At 60.4% G+C, this 15,617-nt stretch carries 17 protein-coding genes and 1 tRNA gene; 5 read left to right on the top strand and 13 right to left on the bottom strand.

Features of this window, described 5'->3' with window-relative positions:
• Window positions 1-24: 24 nt before the first annotated feature.
• The 6 genes from QQJ98_RS14125 to QQJ98_RS14100 form a co-directional block, all read right to left on the bottom strand.
• Complete coding sequence (locus QQJ98_RS14125; RefSeq protein ID WP_284325989.1) at window positions 25-621, bottom strand: DedA family protein; 597 nt, start codon at window positions 619-621, stop codon at window positions 25-27.
• Window positions 618-968 (bottom strand): hypothetical protein, encoded by a 351-nt coding sequence (locus QQJ98_RS14120; protein ID WP_284325988.1) that lies wholly within the window; start codon window positions 966-968, stop codon window positions 618-620. Before QQJ98_RS14120 ends, QQJ98_RS14125 begins: the two co-directional genes overlap by 4 nt.
• The gene (locus tag QQJ98_RS14115; protein WP_284325987.1) at window positions 968-2,149 is read right to left on the bottom strand and encodes a vWA domain-containing protein; all 1,182 of its coding nucleotides are present in this window, start codon (window positions 2,147-2,149) and stop codon (window positions 968-970) included. Before QQJ98_RS14115 ends, QQJ98_RS14120 begins: the two co-directional genes overlap by 1 nt.
• Window positions 2,150-2,153: 4 nt before the next feature.
• Window positions 2,154-2,324 (bottom strand): hypothetical protein, encoded by a 171-nt coding sequence (locus QQJ98_RS14110; protein ID WP_284325986.1) that lies wholly within the window; start codon window positions 2,322-2,324, stop codon window positions 2,154-2,156.
• A gap of 48 nt (window positions 2,325-2,372) precedes the next feature.
• Window positions 2,373-3,746, bottom strand: coding sequence for a DUF2927 domain-containing protein (locus QQJ98_RS14105; RefSeq protein WP_284325985.1), 1,374 nt, complete (start codon window positions 3,744-3,746; stop codon window positions 2,373-2,375).
• Window positions 3,747-4,635: 889 nt separating this feature from the next.
• Window positions 4,636-5,475: an AAA family ATPase gene (locus tag QQJ98_RS14100; protein WP_284325984.1), complete on the bottom strand. Its 840-nt coding sequence runs from the start codon at window positions 5,473-5,475 to the stop codon at window positions 4,636-4,638.
• Between the two features lie 171 nt (window positions 5,476-5,646).
• On the opposite strand from QQJ98_RS14100, the gene dksA reads away from it, so the two are divergent.
• Both dksA and QQJ98_RS14090 read left to right on the top strand, forming a co-directional pair.
• Window positions 5,647-6,069: an RNA polymerase-binding protein DksA gene (gene dksA, locus QQJ98_RS14095; protein ID WP_284325983.1), complete on the top strand. Its 423-nt coding sequence runs from the start codon at window positions 5,647-5,649 to the stop codon at window positions 6,067-6,069.
• 78 nt (window positions 6,070-6,147) lie between these two features.
• Window positions 6,148-7,341 (top strand): FAD-dependent monooxygenase, encoded by a 1,194-nt coding sequence (locus tag QQJ98_RS14090; protein ID WP_284325982.1) that lies wholly within the window; start codon window positions 6,148-6,150, stop codon window positions 7,339-7,341.
• A 139-nt stretch (window positions 7,342-7,480) separates the two neighbouring features.
• Here QQJ98_RS14090 and QQJ98_RS14085 read toward each other — a convergent pair whose 3' ends face one another.
• From QQJ98_RS14085 to QQJ98_RS14070, 4 genes are read right to left on the bottom strand one after another with little or no spacing between them, the layout of a single operon-like run.
• Complete coding sequence (locus tag QQJ98_RS14085) at window positions 7,481-8,764, bottom strand: NAD(P)/FAD-dependent oxidoreductase (RefSeq protein ID WP_284325981.1); 1,284 nt, start codon at window positions 8,762-8,764, stop codon at window positions 7,481-7,483.
• Window positions 8,761-9,540, bottom strand: a complete 780-nt coding sequence (xth, locus tag QQJ98_RS14080) for an exodeoxyribonuclease III (RefSeq protein WP_284325980.1) — start codon at window positions 9,538-9,540, stop codon at window positions 8,761-8,763. Before xth ends, QQJ98_RS14085 begins: the two co-directional genes overlap by 4 nt.
• A gap of 40 nt (window positions 9,541-9,580) precedes the next feature.
• Complete coding sequence (locus tag QQJ98_RS14075) at window positions 9,581-10,273, bottom strand: hypothetical protein (RefSeq protein WP_284325979.1); 693 nt, start codon at window positions 10,271-10,273, stop codon at window positions 9,581-9,583.
• Between the two features lie 53 nt (window positions 10,274-10,326).
• Window positions 10,327-10,653, bottom strand: a complete 327-nt coding sequence (locus QQJ98_RS14070; protein WP_284326217.1) for a HesB/IscA family protein — start codon at window positions 10,651-10,653, stop codon at window positions 10,327-10,329.
• A gap of 95 nt (window positions 10,654-10,748) precedes the next feature.
• Here QQJ98_RS14070 and QQJ98_RS14065 point away from each other — a divergent pair, with 95 nt between their 5' ends.
• Complete coding sequence (locus tag QQJ98_RS14065; protein WP_284325978.1) at window positions 10,749-11,912, top strand: deoxyguanosinetriphosphate triphosphohydrolase; 1,164 nt, start codon at window positions 10,749-10,751, stop codon at window positions 11,910-11,912.
• Window positions 11,913-12,072: 160 nt separating this feature from the next.
• Here QQJ98_RS14065 and QQJ98_RS14060 read toward each other — a convergent pair whose 3' ends face one another.
• The 3 genes from QQJ98_RS14060 to QQJ98_RS14050 all read right to left on the bottom strand — a co-directional run bounded on the left by QQJ98_RS14060 (window position 12,073) and on the right by QQJ98_RS14050 (window position 13,908).
• A complete protein-coding gene (locus tag QQJ98_RS14060) occupies window positions 12,073-12,753 on the bottom strand; it encodes an ankyrin repeat domain-containing protein (protein WP_284325977.1) in 681 nt (226 codons plus the stop codon).
• 101 nt (window positions 12,754-12,854) lie between these two features.
• Window positions 12,855-13,316: a disulfide bond formation protein B gene (locus QQJ98_RS14055; protein WP_284325976.1), complete on the bottom strand. Its 462-nt coding sequence runs from the start codon at window positions 13,314-13,316 to the stop codon at window positions 12,855-12,857.
• A gap of 7 nt (window positions 13,317-13,323) precedes the next feature.
• Complete coding sequence (locus QQJ98_RS14050) at window positions 13,324-13,908, bottom strand: YqaA family protein (RefSeq protein ID WP_284325975.1); 585 nt, start codon at window positions 13,906-13,908, stop codon at window positions 13,324-13,326.
• A 130-nt stretch (window positions 13,909-14,038) separates the two neighbouring features.
• Between QQJ98_RS14050 and ypfJ the strand changes: the two genes are divergently transcribed.
• Window positions 14,039-14,902, top strand: coding sequence for a KPN_02809 family neutral zinc metallopeptidase (gene ypfJ / locus QQJ98_RS14045; RefSeq protein ID WP_284325974.1), 864 nt, complete (start codon window positions 14,039-14,041; stop codon window positions 14,900-14,902).
• A gap of 155 nt (window positions 14,903-15,057) precedes the next feature.
• A tRNA-Leu gene (locus tag QQJ98_RS14040) sits at window positions 15,058-15,141 on the top strand.
• The last annotated feature ends 476 nt before the right edge of the window (window positions 15,142-15,617 follow it).

Genomic DNA, 15,617 nt, shown 5'->3' with positions numbered 1-15,617 from the left:
GATTGGCCTGGCGTTTGCTCTGCGCTAATCGGGTTGGGTCTTGACGGCGTTGCGCAACCACATTCCCAGCACCACCACGACAGCGCCGCCGGCCAGCATCCCCAACCCCGAGCCGAGCATATCGCTTGCCGCCGAGATATTGCCGCCAAAGCTGTAGCCCATGCCGACATAAAGCCCCGCCCAGACCGCTTCGCCCGCAACGCTGGCAAGGCTGAAGCGGTGCCAGCCATAGCCTGTGCTGCCGGTGATCACATTGACCCAAGGCCCGAGCGGGCTGAACAACCAGCGCGAAAGAAACACTGCCAGAACGCCTTTGCTTTGCAGCATCGTCACCGCGCGGCCCAGCAACTTGTCGCGCATCGGGTCTTGCCGCAGGCGGGCCAGCAATGGCACCCCAATCAAGCGCCCGGCCCAAAAGCCCAGCTGATCACCCGCAATGCCGCCCAGTGCCGCCGCAGCAAATGTCGGAATCAGATCCAGATCACCCGCAGCAACAAATCCACCCGCAGTCAGCATCAAGATCGAGGCTGGAAACGGCAGCGCCAGACAGGAACAAAACGTCGTCGCCGCCAACAGCCACAGCCCGTATTGCGGCACTAAGGCCAGCAACCAATCGGTCATTTGGCGGGCTCCAACAACTGCAAGACCTTGATGGCTTTTTCAACACGCGCGATTACCTCTGCCACCGGCACACCGCGATCACGGGCAATCTCGGCCATCGGTTGCGGATGGCCCTTGACCGCTGGACCCGGCAGACCCGCCAACAGATCAAGTTTTGGCCCCGGCACAGACCATGATTTGGCGATATATCCCGCCGTCATCCAAGGCTCCACCGCTTGGTTCTGATGCGCAGGGTTGGCCCAATAGACAACCGAATAGGCAAAGCGCCCGGCGAAAAACAGCGTCACGGCACAGGCCAGAACAAAGCAGCCAAACAGATAAGGCCGCGCGCGCCAGAGCGTTAACATCAGCGTAACTCCTTTATCCCTTTGGAAATGCCTTCAAGCGTCATCGGCACCATCCGGCCCGCGAAGATCTGCGAGATCAGGCGGATCGAGGCGGTGTACCCCCAATGCGCCTCGGGCACCGGGTTGATCCACAGATGGTTCGGCCAGCGATCACAGGCGCGCTGAAGCCAGATTTGGCCGCTTTCTGGGTTCCAATGTTCATTCGCGCCGCCCGGTTGCAAAATCTCGTAGGGGCTCATCGAAGCATCGCCCACGAAAATGCATTTGTAATCAGCGCCGTAGGTGCGCAGCACCTCATCTGTGCGGGTCTGCGCGTTCCAGCGGCGGGCGTTGTCGCGCCACACACCTTCATACAGGCAGTTGTGGAAATAGAACGGCACCAGATGCTTGAACTCGGCCCGCGCGGCAGAGAACAATTCCTCCATCACCTTGACATAGGGGTCCATTGAGCCACCAATATCAAAGAAAATCAGCACCTTGACGGCATTTCTGCGCTCGGCCCGCACCTGCACATCCAGCCAGCCATGCTCGGCGGTGGCGCGGATGGTGCCATCAAGATCCAATTCCTCCGCCGCACCCGTGCGCGCCCATTTGCGCAAACGCCGCAGCGCCACTTTGATGTTGCGGGTGCCCAGTTCAACCTGATCATCCAGATTGCGAAACTCGCGCTTGTCCCAGACCTTGACCGCGCGCTGGTGGCGGCTTTGATCCTGACCGATCCGCACGCCTTCGGGATTATAGCCATAAGCCCCGAAGGGCGAGGTTCCCGCCGTGCCCACCCATTTGTTGCCACCCTGATGGCGGCCTTTCTGTTCGGCAAGCCGCTGTTTCAGGGTGTCCATCAGCGCGTCAAACCCGCCCAAAGCCGTGATGGCCGCACGTTCTTCCGGGCTTAGGTGCTTTTCGGCCAGCTTTTCCAGCCATTCGGCAGGCAAGTCAAGCGCATCCAGCACTTCTGCCTCGGAAATGCCCTCTAAGCCATTGAAAGACTGTGAAAATGCCCGGTCATAGCGGTCGATATGACGTTCATCTTTCACCATGGTCAGACGGCCCAAGTGATAGAAACCCTGTGCGTCATAGGTCACCAGACCCGCCGCAAGCCCTTCCAGAAATGCGAGATATTCGCGCAAGCTGACCGGCACGCCTTCTTTCCGCAACGCTTGGAAGAAGGGCAGGAACATTGCCTTAGCCCGCCAAGGTCCGCGACAAGAAAATCGTCAGGAACAGCCCGACCAACGCGAAACAGATCGCGTAAGCCGCACCATACTGCAGCATATCCAACTTGCGCCCACCACGTCTGCGCGCATTGAACGCACCCAATGCCGCCCCGATCACCAAACCTGCCAAAACGATCACGGCCCGCCCCTTTGCAAGGGCAGGCCGCCAAAGACCGATACCCTGAAATTATCCCCGATGGCCGCGCGCGCCCAGATTGGCGATTTCACCCATCCTTGCGCGCACTTGCCGCTCTGATCCGAAGCCATAACGCGCCCAACCCAGACTGTCGAGCCGCAAGGCCCGCGCCTCGGCAACCTGACCCTCATTCTGCAGAGCCTCGGCCTTGATCAACATCAGAGTCGCCAGTAGTGAGGCGTTTTCCGCACGTTTCACCGCCGGAATGGCGCGGTCCGCAAAGGCAATCGCCTGCTCTGATTGGCCTGCCGCCAGCGCAACCGCCGCGAGCTGCATATCGACATGCGCCACATGCAGCCCTGCTCCGGGAATGGCGCGGTAAATTCGCGCAGCTTCCTGCAACGCAGCCACAGCCTGTACCGGGTCGGAATTGGCCAGCGAACGGCCTTTGGCGTAATAGCTGAAGCCCAGCCGCGCATCTTGCCAGCCTTGGGCCAAAGCGATCGACAGCATCATGTTGGCGGCCTGCAGGCGCTGCGCATTGCTGCCACGCGGGCCAAACGCGCCTTCAACCTGTGCGACCCACGAACGCGGTGCGATTCGCTTGAAATTGGCCGAGCCGCCTTCGCCTTGCGGGTTGATCCGCGCAAGAATCGCTGGCACCCGCTTGGCCACCTCGGCCTCGTTCATGCCATTGCGCAGCTCGGGGGCGTAGTGCAGGCGCAGTATCATCATGTCGAACCCGGTCAGCACCGAGTTGAAATTGTCATCGTTGAACACCGAGTCCGTCAGGCGATACAGGTCGTTCAGCGGCCCCATCGCCTGCGCGGTTTCTTCGTTCAGACAATCGCGCACCTCTTGCGGGGCGGCATCTGACGGCACGAAAATCGAGACATGCTCGCGCGAGGTCATCGTTGTCCAGTTGACCTTGGGGCCGTCACGCTCGGCTTTGTATTCGGCCCAGGATTGCACGCGCGGCACCACGAAACAGGCGGCCATCGGCACCACGCGGGCCATTTGGGCGCGGGGCTGGAATTCAACGGTGATCGACGGGTTGTCGCCGGGCTTGGCAAAGCTGATCGGCAGGCCAGCTTCACTGCGGAAGCGACTGATAAGGCGCGTCATTTCGGCAGTTGCGGTCGGCGGCACGTCGCCTTTCAGGGCCACAGTGATCGGACCTTCAAAGCGTGAAAAGCTGGGGTTTGCCCGCCCGCTTTCCATGCGGAACTCCAGATCCAGAAAGTCGTGTGCGGTTTCAGCGTTGGCACGCTGGGTGCGGGTTGTCACCACCGGGCCAAAGCTTTGCATCGCAGCAAAGCCCATGCCATTCGTGCCCGCTTCAGTGTAATTCTTGGAGACCTGCGCGTTTTGGACAGGGTTGCAGGCGGTGAGCCCCAGAAGGGCGATCATGGATACAAGGCGCATGGGCTGGCAGACCATTCATACAGGGTTTAACGGACCGCAGCGGCCCGTTCTGAGTTGGTGAAGCGTGGCGGGACGCGCGCAAAACCCCGGTCAGACCTTTGATGAAAGATGCCCCCGCATCCCGCACCAAAGCCTTGCCCAACCGGTCCTTCGCCCGCATATCCCCGGCGCCGTCACCCTTCACCCCAAACCACGCACGCCGGAGCAGACCGACGCTTGTGGAGGGATGAAGGGCCCGGTTTGGCAAGCAAAACGCGCGTCCCGTAGCGCCCCTGCCTCCTGTCATGGGCCTCCTGCCTGCACTGATCGCCCGACCGCGCCGCAGCGGCGCAGGGGCCAGACCCTCAGACCCTGCTGCAGTCCTCTGGTGGCAGATCACCAGCGGCACAGCACCTTTGTGCCCCTGAAGCCAGCCCGGCAGGGCGGCTTGGCAAGGTGACAAAGGCAGGTCGTAAGTCATTGGAACTCATTGCAGTTAGGAAGCTCACTCTAAAGGCGAGACAACAGGCTTGCAGTGTCGGTTTTCGGGCATGATCATGTCAATCTTTAGAAATCTTAACAAAATGACAGAGTCTACCTATGGATGGTCGCCGGGGTGGAAACGCCAGATTATCCATTCACTGATCGCTAAATGTTGCAATATATTGCAAAAATGATGATTTTCGTGAGCACATTGTGGCAAGACTAAGGCTAAACCACGGCAGAATCGCCCGATTCTCGATTCTTCCCGCACAATTCCGCGATCCATCCGCGATTGTTTCTGGAAAGGCGCAATTGGGACTACTCTCACCCCGCCGCCCCGGACCTGATCCGGGGCCTCGGTTCGTCACCCAGCAATAAGGCTCGGACTCAAGTCCGGCGCGGAGTATCGAATCTGCATCAGCGCCTCTTAGCGCTGGCCGCGTGCCATGAACGCCAGCCGCTCGAACAGATGCACGTCTTGCTCGTTCTTCAACAAAGCGCCGTGCAGCTTGGGCAAAGCCTGCTTGCCATCGCGCCGCAAATCCTCTGGCGAAAGATCCTCTGCCAGCAGCAGCTTCAGCCAATCCAGCACCTCGCTGGTCGATGGCCTTTTCTTCAGCCCCGGCGTTTCCCTGATTTCAAAAAACTGCGTCAGCGCCGTCGTCAACAGGGCGGGCTTTATGTCGGGAAAATGCACCCGCACGATGGCTGCCAAAACATCCGCGTCCGGGAAGCGGATGTAGTGAAAGAAACAGCGGCGCAAAAATGCATCCGGCAATTCCTTTTCATTGTTCGAGGTGATGATCACCACCGGTCGGTGCAACGCGCGCACCGTCTCGCCGGTCTCGTAGACATGAAACTCCATCCGATCCAATTCTTGCAGCAGATCGTTCGGAAACTCGATATCGGCCTTGTCGATCTCGTCAATCAGCAGCACCACGCGGGCAGGGGCGGTGAAAGCTTGCCACAACTTGCCGCGCTTGATGTAATTGGCGACGTCATGTACCCGCGCATCGCCCAGCTGGCTGTCGCGCAACCGGCTGACGGCATCGTATTCATACAGACCCTGCTGCGCCTTGGTTGTGGATTTCACATGCCACTCAATCAGCGGCATATCCAATGCGCTGGCAACCTGCCGCGCCAGTTCGGTCTTGCCGGTTCCCGGCTCTCCTTTGACCAGCAGGGGCCGCTGCAACGTCACCGCTGCATTGACAGCAATGCCCAGATCGTCGGCCACGATGTAGCGGTCAGTCGAGTCAAATTTCATTGGCTTTCCAAGGTAATGCGCGAAGTTCAGTGAAAGACTACCGCCCACGCAAATTTGTCGCAACCACTAGTGACAATCCCTAATGATTCCGTTAGATGCACGCCCATGCAGGAGCGCGCCATGACATTAGCCCACCTGGCAGCGCATCCTGGGAAAAAGGAGAGTGCTGCAATGAAAGCCGAAACCTTCTTGCCAGACGATTATCGTCCTGCCGAGGATGAGCCTTTCATGAACGACCGGCAGCTGGAGTATTTCCGCCGCAAGCTGCTGACCTGGAAGCAAGAGCTGCAAGGTCAATCCGCCGAAACCATCGACAATCTGCAAGACTCTGGCCGCAACGTGCCCGACATCGCCGATCGCGCCTCGGAAGAGACCGACCGCGCGTTGGAGTTGCGCACCCGCGACCGTCAACGCAAGCTGGTGTCCAAGATCGACGCCGCCCTGCGCCGCATTGACAGCAACGAGTTCGGCTATTGCGAGATGTCCGGCGAGCCGATCAGCCTGCGTCGCCTTGATGCGCGCCCGATTGCAACCATGACGCTGGAAGCGCAAGAAAAGCACGAGCGTCGCGAGAAGGTTCACCGCGACGATTGAGCCGCTTGCAGCCAAGACGTGGATGCGAAACAGATAGCGCCGGGCCTTTGGGTCCGGCGTTTTCATTTGGGGGCTCGGATGGGCATCACAGGGCAACAGATCACAGTGCTGGGGGCGGGTGTGGCGGGGCTTGCCGTCAGCCTTGCGCTGGCGCGGCAGGGTGCTCAAGTTACCGTGTTGGAACAGGCGGATGCGATCCGCGAGGTTGGCGCGGGGCTGCAAATCTCGCCCAACGCGGCCTGCGTGCTGCGCGCTTTGGGTCTGGGCGCGGCCGTGGATGCGACCGCAATGCGCGCACAGGCGGTTGATCTGCTGGATGGCCGTTCGGGCCGCCGGGTGCTGCGGTTGGATCTTGCCCGGTTGCGGCCTCAGCAAAGCTATCTTTTCCTGCACCGCGCCGATCTGATTGATCTGCTGGCAGAGGCCGCACGCGCTGCGGGAGTGCAGATCACGCTGTCACAACAGATCGAAACCGTCGATCTGACGGGCGTGCGTCCGCGCCTTGTCACCACTTTGGCCGAAACACACCACCCCGACATTTTGATCGGGGCGGATGGACTGCATTCTAAAACCCGCGCCGCCCTCAATGGCCGGTCAGCGCCGTTTTTTACCCGCCATGTCGCATGGCGCAGCCTGATCGCAGCCGAGCCAAACCCCAGCCCGATCGCCGAAATTCATATGGGGTCGGGCAGCCATCTGGTCAGCTATCCGCTGCGTGGGGGCCAGGTTCGCAACATCGTCGCAGTGCAGGAGCGCAGCGCTTGGACCGCCGAAAGCTGGGCGCAACCGGATGACCCCGCAACCCTGCAACGGGCCTTTGGTGACTTCTCGCCCCGCGTGCAAGGCTGGTTGGCGCAGGTGCAAGAGGTCAATCTGTGGGGCCTTTTCCGCCACGACGTTGCCAAGATCTGGGGCAAAGCCCTGCCCAAAGGTGCCGCCGTGATCTTGGGCGACGCCGCACACCCGACGCTGCCCTTCCTCGCCCAAGGGGCCGCGATGGCGCTTGAGGATGCCTGGCTTTTGGCCGACCGATTGGCAAACCTGCCGCTGCCCGAGGCGCTGGCCGACTATCAGACCGCCCGCCACCCCCGCACCAGCCGCACCGTCGCCGCCGCAAATAGCAATGCCCGGATCTATCATCTGTCCGGGCTCAGCCAGAAAATCGCCCATACCGGCTTGCGCCTTGGCGGCATGCTTGCCCCCAACCTCGCGCTGAAACGCTTTGATTGGCTTTACGATTACGATGTGACGCAGGGCGGGGGCCAGACGTAAGGCGGGGGCCAGATGTAAAGCTGGGCGTAACCCATGGCAGGGCCGCAAGGAATTGCTCTTTTCAAAATACTCCCGCCGGAGGCACCTTCGGTGGGCCGCGGATGCCTCCGGCGGGGATATTTAGACCAGTAGAAATCGTTCAGCGCTCGCGCCACCAATCCTGCAGCTGCAATTTCCAGTAAGTCGCTTGTGCTGCTGCCAAGCCAAGTGGGCCGCCCGCCCAATCAAGGCCAAAACCCGCGAACATCGCCAGCCGGTCGCTTTCTCCCAGGATCGCCTCGGCCAAGACCTTGCCCGCCACCGCCGTGGTGTTCAGCCCATGACCGCCAAATGCGGTGATATGCCAGGCTCCGGGTTCCATCATGCCAACCTGCGGCATCAGATGCCGGGCATAGCCCATCTGGCCCGACCAGCTGAGTTCGGTTTTCAGCCCCGCCAGCTGCGGAAACGCCCCGATCATCTCGCGCCGCAACTCTTGTGCGACACCCGCCGCATCGGCGGCGCGGGTGGTGATCCGCCCGCCCCAAAGCAAGCGGTTCCCGCCCTCGATCACCCTGTAGTAATCCGACGCGCGCCGGTCATCCAGCACCGCCTCGCGCGTGCGGATGGCACTGGCGATCAGATCGGGGGCGACTTCTGACACCATCATATAGGTGGCAATCGGCAGGACGGCGCGCCTTAATCGCGGCACCAACCCGCCAGTATAGCCGCCAGTCGCAAACACCACGCGCGGCGCGCGCGCCTCACCCTGCGCGGTCTTGACCGACTTTTCCGCACCGCTGAAGCGCACTTGCCCCGCCGCCGAGCCTTCATAAATCCGCCCGCCAAGGCGTTCCAACTCGGCCGCCAGCCCGCGCAGATAGTTCAGCGGATGGATATGGAACGCTTGGGCATCCACCAGCCCGTGATAATAACGGTTGCTGACCAGTCGCTCGCGGATGGCGGCGCGGTTCAGATAAGTCAGCTCATAGCCGAAATCATCCGCGAATTGCGCCGCATAGGCATGCAGATCGTCACTGCGGTCAAACCGCCGCAGGTTCAAAAGCCCCGGGATCGGATCGGCCCCGCTGATGCCCAGATCGTCGATATAGCCGCGCACCCGCGCCACACCTTCAATTGTCAGCTTGTGCAGAGCCCGCGCCGCAGGCACCCCCACCCGCGCCGCAATCGCATCCGCGCCACAGGCAAAAGCAGGCGAGACGATGCCGCCATTGCGTCCCGATGCCCCCCAGCCCACGACGTGCTGCTCCAGCACGATTGGCTTCAAGCCGCCCTTCGCCAGTTCAAGCGCGGTGATCAGCCCCGCAAGACCGCCGCCCACCACGATGGCATCGGCTTGCTCGATGCCACGCAGGGCAGGGCGCGCGGCGCTATCGTTCAGGCTTTGCGCATAATAGGTGGCGGGATAGGGGAGGGGCATCATGCGTCCAATTCGATCCAGACCGGCACATGATCTGAGGGTTTGTCGCCCGCGCGCACTTGCTTGTCGATCTGGCAATCGCGCAGCAGATCGGCGGCCTGCGGTGACAGCAGATGGTGGTCGATGCGGATGCCATTGTTGCGCTCCCACGCGCCGGCCTGATAATCCCAGAACGAATATTGGCCGGGGGCTTGGTTGCGCGCCCGGAACGCTTCAGTCAGGCCAAGGTTAAGCAGGCGGCGGAAGGCGGCGCGGGTCTGCGGCAGATACAGCGCGTCTTCCAGCCACAACTCGGGGCGGGCGGCATCTTGGGCTTGCGGGATCACGTTGTAATCGCCACAGAAGACCAGCGGTTCTTCCAGCGGCAAAAGCGCCTCAATCCGCGCCTGCATCCGCGCCATCCATGCCAGCTTGTAGTCATATTTCGGGCCCGGAGTCGGGTTTCCGTTCGGCAGATACAGCCCACAGACCCGCACCGCTTTTTGCCCGATCACGGTGGCCTCGATCCAGCGCGCCTGCTCATCCTCCGCATCGCCCGGCAGACCGCGAGTCACATCTTCAAGCGGCAGTTTCGACAGGATCGCCACCCCGTTGAACGATTTCTGGCCATGGGTTTCCACTCGGTAGCCGATCGCCTCAAAGATCTCACGCGGGAAATTCTCATCCACCGACTTGATTTCCTGCAAACAGACCACATCGGGTGCCGCCGCTTCCAACCAGCGCGGCAATGCCTCGATCCGCGCCTTGATGCCGTTGATGTTGAATGTGGCGATTTTCATGCGGGCCTCCGGGGTTACACCGCAGTCTTAGGCCGAGCCGTTACGGCAAACAAGCCAGCCAAAGCGCATCGAGTGCGTCAATCTCTGCCACGTCATAGGCCGACAGATCCTCCCAATACCGCCCCGATGGCGCAAAGTAACCCAACTCTGCCTCGCGCGCCTGTGCGGCCTGCACGCGGCCCGGATCAAACGTCAAAGGCTGCGCATCGCCAAACTCTGCCAGCGCGGCCCGCGGGCAAAGCAACCGCGACACGCCCTGCGACAGGTTCACCACCGCACAGCCCTGCGCCGCCGCAAGAACCATCAGCCTCACCGATTTCGCCTCAAGACTGCGCAGGGTGATATCGGCGCGCAAAGGGTCCGGCGTGCCAGTGCCATAAAAATGCGTCTGCCCGGCGGGATAGTGCATATCGCAGCCAAACACCGCCAACACGCGCGGCTTCAGCGTCGCTAGCGCCCAGTAGGCCGCCGTGTAGGCCATCGTCGCTCCGGCATAGACGAATCCGCCATAGGCGTTTTGCGCGGGCACAAAATCAGCTTCTGTCACCAAGACCTGACCAGCACCCGCCACCGGCACCCGCGCTGCATCGAAATCCCAAGGATAGATCGAGTAATCCCAATCGGGTCGTACACGCCACGCATTGTTGATCGCCAAAACCGTATCAAAACAGCGCGGCCACCCCGCCGCCTGCACCGCCATCGGTGCCGAGCCCAGCATCAAAACAGTCGTCATAGCGCCCCCAAATCAGAGGCCAAAGCTAGATCACAGCTGCCCGACGTCCAGCCCTAAATCGAGAAACTGGTGCCGCAGCCACAAGCACTGGCGACATTGGGGTTTTCAATCACAAACCGCGCGCCGATCAGCTCGTCGCTGAAATCAATCACCGCATTCGCCAGAAACGGCAAAGACACCTGATCGACCAGCACCGATTGGCCGTCGCCCTCAAGCACCAGATCGTCAGCCGCGGGCTCATCCAGCTTGATATCATATTGAAAGCCCGAGCAGCCGCCGCCCTCAACCGCGACCCGCAAGGCTTTCTTTTCGCCGGTCATTTCGGCAATTTCGGCCAGCCGGGCAAATGCACGGGGGGTCACACGCGGGGGCAAGTTCAATTCCATGGCATTTCTCTATCCATTGGCGGCTGAATCCGAATATAGGGGATGCGAACCTATTGAACAAGAACGGCCCTAACAAGATTGGTCCCGCTATGCTTGCCCCTTTCGCCTGCCAACCCGACCAATCGCGTGGCCGTCTGCACCCCGAACGCATGTCGTCCTTCCGCTCGCCGTTCCAACGCGACCGTGACCGCATCATTCATTCCAGCGCCTTCCGCCGCCTGAAACACAAAACCCAAGTCTTTGTCGAACACGAAGGCGATTATTACCGCACCCGGCTGACCCATTCGATCGAGGTCGCACAGGTCGCCCGCACCATCTCGGGCGTCTTGGGGTTGAACACCGATCTGGCCGAGGCCATCGCGCTTGCGCATGATCTGGGCCACACCCCGTTTGGCCATACCGGCGAGGATGCCTTGGCGCTGCTGATGGCGCCCTACGGCGGCTTTGATCACAATGCTCAAGCGCTGCGCATCGTCACCCGGCTGGAACGTCACTACGCCGATTTTGATGGCCTCAACCTGACATGGGAAAGCCTGGAGGGCATCGCCAAGCACAACGGCCCCGTCACTGGCCCCAATGCCGATGAGAAACACAGCGGCCCCTTGCCCTATGCCTTGGCCGAGGTGAACGCCGAGTGGGATCTGGAACTGCACACCCATGCCTCCGCCGAAGCCCAAGTCGCTGCCATCGCCGATGACGTGGCCTATTCGCACCACGATCTGCACGACGGGTTACGCTCGGGCCTGTTTGACGAAAATGATCTGATGGAGCTGCCCGTCACTGGCCCGGCTTTTGCCGAAGTCGATGCCTTATACCCCGGCCTTGATAAAATGCGCCGCAGACACGAAGCTTTGCGCCGGGTGTTTGGCCGTATGGTCGAAGACGTGATTGCGGTGGCGAAAAACCGTCTTGATGCAGCCCAACCGCAATCGGTGGAAGAAATCCGCGCGATGGGCATGACGATCATCCGGTTTTCCAAGCCGCTGTATCAGGAACTGAAAGCCATCCGCAGCTTTCTGTTCCACCGCATGTATCGCGCCCCAACGGTGATCGTGATGCGCAAACAGGTGACCGAAGTGGTCAACGGTCTGTTCCCGTTGTATCTCGCCCAGCCCGAAATGCTGCCGGAAGAATGGCACAGCGACATCGCCGCCGCGCAATCGCAAATCGAACTCGCCCGGCTGGTGGCGGATTATGTCGCAGGCATGACCGACCGCTTTGCATTGCAAGAGGGCCAAAGGTTGCTGGGTTAGAGAGGCGAGTTTCGACTCGAAATTCGACTATACACCTGCACTGCTGCGCTTAGGTTCTTGGTCATCCTCTGTGCCTAAAAATCCCCGCCGGCCTGCTACATCAGCCACCCAAGCCTCCGGCGGGAATATTTAAGCCAATGTGAATTACAAAAGCGCTGCTTTATGGACGTTCCAACAGGGCGGCAACTGCCTGATGCCCGGCCTGCAGGGCAAAATCGCGCGGGGTTGATTGCGCGAAGCCCTCGTCGCGCAGGCTAGGGTCTGCGCCGCGCGCCAGCAGCAGCTGGACCACATCTGCCAGACCCAAGGCCGCAGCGATATGCAAGGGGGTCAGGCCTTGACCAGAGGCTGCATTGATCGCAGCCCCCGCATCCAACAATGCTGTGATCAGCGGCAGCGGATCTTCGGGCGTGTCATCAAATTCATCCACCGCTGCCGCGCGCTCCACGGCCGCCTGCAGCACAGATCGGCCGTCTTTATCAAGACCATCCAGCGCCACGTTTTGCGCGGTAAACCACTTCAGGCTGGCAAGATTGCCCAGATCAACCGCATAGAACAACCAAGGCTGGCCGCTTTGCGGATCATCGCTGCTGGCGAAATCGGGGCCCAATTGGGCGAAAACTGCAAGCTCGCCCGATTGCAGCGCCTCGATAATGGCGTCGAAATCTGTGGTGGATGTGGCGGCAGGCTTGGTTACAGCGGATGGCCGATCAATCTGCGCCACCGCCCGGCCACCGATGCGCCAGATCAGCCGCGCGAAAAATGCCGCGCGTGCGCGCAGATCGCGCAACCGATGCGGCAGGGGGCGCCTTGGGGTGGTTGGCGGTGGAGTTCTGGTCATTGCGCGATCATGCCACGCCCGGCAAAGCTTAACAAATGCTTAAACAAACCTTCTAAGCCATTGATTTGGCGTGGCTGGGAAGTGTGTCCACGCGTGGACAGTCACGATTTCCGCGCGGCCATGCCCCAGATCACCGCAAGCCCAGCCGACAGGATTGCATTCCATCCCGCCATCGAAACCCCCAGCAGCGCCCATGGCACCGCATCGCAGCGCACCGGTTTGCCGACGCTTACATCCATGTTCAAAAGATCGCCGCCGCTGATGCCTTTCAAAGTATCAACGGTGCAGGTGGCAAGACCCGCAAACCAGCCCAACTCGACCCCCGCGTGATAAAATCCAATCCCGGCGGTGATCGCGAGCGCCAGCATTCCCAACAGAGGCAGGCCAGCCCCCCGGCTGCGCAGCGCCAGCAGGCCGATCAGAATGGCCACGCCATGCGGCCAGCGCTGATAAAGACACAGCACGCAAGGGATCAACCCGCCAACATATTGAAACGCCAGCGCCCCGCCCAGCAGCGCGACGGAGCCCAGCATCGCAATCCAGATCAAACCATTCCGCGTCATAAATGCCTCATATCATCCGGGTTGCCAGCCAGATCAGGCCAACCACCACCACCAGACCGCCAATGATCAGCGCCAGCCGCCGCTCGATAAAGCCCGCCATCGCGGCACCATAGCGCTGCAAAAGAAAGGCCAGCAGATAGAACCGCCCGCCGCGCGCCACGATCGCCGACAGGATGAACCATTTCAGATCGAATGACACCACCCCTGACAAGATCGTGACAACCTTCATTGGCGGCAGATGCGTCAGGCCCGAAGTGACCAACATCACCAGAACAGCGGTATCGCCTGTCTGCGCCTTCAACGTCTCGAACGCGGCAAGCTTGCCGTAAAACTCCAACGCGGGACGGGCGAGCAGATCAAAGGCGTAATGCCCGATCATCCAGCCAAAGATGCCACCCAGAACCGAAGTGATCGTGGCGATCAGCGCATAGCGCCAGACCCGATCTGGCCGCGACAGACACATCGGAATGAACAATACATCCGCAGGGATCGGAAAGAACGAGCTTTCAACAAAGGATACAGCGCCCATCGCAGGCTCGGCATAGCGCGAACCCGCCCAACGCAACGTCCAGTCATAAAGCTTGCGAAACATCCCGAGCCTCCGCCGTTTTGGCTCAATGGCCATGCGGGGGCGCTGCGGTCAAGCCCAGATCACACGCAACCGCATTGCACTTCAGGCGTTGACGGTTAAGTTACCGATAAGAACTTGAGGGGGACGGTTGATGGAATGGCGTGGGCGCAGAGGCAGCGGCAATATTGAAGATCGGCGCAGCGTTCGCGGTGGTGGCTCTCGTGGTGCCAGCGTTGGCGGTGTTGGGGGGATCGGCGTAATTGCTGTGGTGGTGATCGGCTATTTCCTTGGTGTCGATCTGACGCCCTTGCTGAACGATGGCCAAGGTCAAAGCCAGCAATCCGGCGCACCTGTCGAGATTACCGAGGCCGACAAGCAAGCCGGGCAGTTTGTATCGGTCGTTTTGGCCGATACCGAAGACATCTGGGCAACTATTTTCAAGCAGCAATTGGGCGAGACTTACACGCCCGCGACGCTGGTGCTGTATAAGGGAGTGACACGCTCGCCCTGCGGCGATGCATCGGGGGCGACCGGGCCGTTCTATTGCCCCGGGGACAAGAAAGTCTACCTCGACACCGACTTCTTCACCACCTTGTCCCGGCAACTCGGCGCAGGCGGGGATTTCGCCATGGCTTATGTCGTCGCGCATGAGATCGGCCATCATGTGCAGGACGAGTTGGGGATTCTGGCCAGAGCCAACGACATCCGGGCGCGCTCGTCCGAAGCCGATAGCAATGAAATCTCGGTGCGGATTGAGTTGCAGGCAGATTGCCTTGCCGGCATCTGGGCGCGTGAAGTGCAGAACTACGGCAATATCGAAAAGGGCGATTTTGAGGAAGCGGTCAACGCGGCCAAGAAAATCGGCGATGACACTTTGCAGCGCAACGCGGGGCAGGTGCCGATGCCGGAAAGCTTTACCCATGGCACGTCGGCACAGCGTTCAGAGTGGTTTATCAAGGGCTTGAACTCGGGTCAGCTGAAAACCTGCGACACCTTCAGCGCTGCCTCTCTGTAAGCGACGAAAAGCCTCGAAATACTGTTGCAATGGCAGTTGACGCCGCGGCGAGGCACGGCTAAACCGCGCTTTACATGGGCCAGCTGCTGGCCATGACACTTCTGATCGCCCGATGTTTGTGTGTCGGGCCGTCACTACCAAGAAGTGTTTGTTGTGCGGGCGTGGCGGAATGGTAGACGCGGCAGACTCAAAATCTGCTTTCGCAAGAAGTGCCGGTTCGAGTCCGGCCGCCCGTACCAAATCCTGATACCCGAGCCAGTCGTGATCCTAGCGTAACCTTCATTCGGTTCTGAAGCTGACTGCTTACGACGGGAGCCCGTGCAAAGGCTTTCGCGCCTGCACGCGCAGATTGTGGCAAAGCTGCGGCGATTCATGGTTAACACCAAGAATCGCCGGTCCCGTTCGTCCATTTATAGTTAATTCTGAGCCGCTTAGCCGATGAGAACTCTGCCCGATTCGCGTGCTGTGCCTGGCTTACCTTGCGTAAATCTGCACAGTTTCGCTTAACCCACTCGATTGATCCCACCCAAGCAACAGCATTTTGAGATTGTGGTGAAAGAATGGCAAAGAATCTTAGTTATGGTTAAGGTAGTATCACGTTTTTTAGAGGTTTCTCGTATGGAAACAGTCGCGTGGCAGACTGGTGCTGACCATGTGGCGACCACCTTGGTCTAACGCCTGATATGGCTGGGTTTTTCAAATTTAGTCACTGTTT

The sequence above is a fragment of the Cypionkella aquatica genome (genome assembly GCF_030161095.1).
Classification (GTDB): Bacteria; Pseudomonadota; Alphaproteobacteria; order Rhodobacterales; family Rhodobacteraceae; genus Cypionkella; species Cypionkella aquatica.
The sequence above is the reverse complement of the archived record's forward strand: the minus strand, read 5'-3'. Positions and strand labels throughout refer to the sequence as shown.

Coding starts and splice junctions, on each gene's coding strand:
- QQJ98_RS14100 (WP_284325984.1), bottom strand. CDS start 5,475: ATGAAATTTGACTCGACTGACCGCTACATCGTGGCCGACGATCTGGGC.
- dksA (WP_284325983.1), top strand. CDS start 5,647: ATGAAAGCCGAAACCTTCTTGCCAGACGATTATCGTCCTGCCGAGGAT.
- QQJ98_RS14105 (WP_284325985.1), bottom strand. CDS start 3,746: ATGCGCCTTGTATCCATGATCGCCCTTCTGGGGCTCACCGCCTGCAAC.
- QQJ98_RS14065 (WP_284325978.1), top strand. CDS start 10,749: ATGCTTGCCCCTTTCGCCTGCCAACCCGACCAATCGCGTGGCCGTCTG.
- ypfJ (WP_284325974.1), top strand. CDS start 14,039: ATGGAATGGCGTGGGCGCAGAGGCAGCGGCAATATTGAAGATCGGCGC.
- QQJ98_RS14115 (WP_284325987.1), bottom strand. CDS start 2,149: ATGTTCCTGCCCTTCTTCCAAGCGTTGCGGAAAGAAGGCGTGCCGGTC.
- QQJ98_RS14090 (WP_284325982.1), top strand. CDS start 6,148: ATGGGCATCACAGGGCAACAGATCACAGTGCTGGGGGCGGGTGTGGCG.
- QQJ98_RS14050 (WP_284325975.1), bottom strand. CDS start 13,908: ATGTTTCGCAAGCTTTATGACTGGACGTTGCGTTGGGCGGGTTCGCGC.
- QQJ98_RS14075 (WP_284325979.1), bottom strand. CDS start 10,273: ATGACGACTGTTTTGATGCTGGGCTCGGCACCGATGGCGGTGCAGGCG.
- QQJ98_RS14120 (WP_284325988.1), bottom strand. CDS start 968: ATGTTAACGCTCTGGCGCGCGCGGCCTTATCTGTTTGGCTGCTTTGTT.
- QQJ98_RS14055 (WP_284325976.1), bottom strand. CDS start 13,316: ATGACGCGGAATGGTTTGATCTGGATTGCGATGCTGGGCTCCGTCGCG.
- QQJ98_RS14125 (WP_284325989.1), bottom strand. CDS start 621: ATGACCGATTGGTTGCTGGCCTTAGTGCCGCAATACGGGCTGTGGCTG.
- QQJ98_RS14060 (WP_284325977.1), bottom strand. CDS start 12,753: ATGACCAGAACTCCACCGCCAACCACCCCAAGGCGCCCCCTGCCGCAT.
- QQJ98_RS14085 (WP_284325981.1), bottom strand. CDS start 8,764: ATGATGCCCCTCCCCTATCCCGCCACCTATTATGCGCAAAGCCTGAAC.
- xth (WP_284325980.1), bottom strand. CDS start 9,540: ATGAAAATCGCCACATTCAACATCAACGGCATCAAGGCGCGGATCGAG.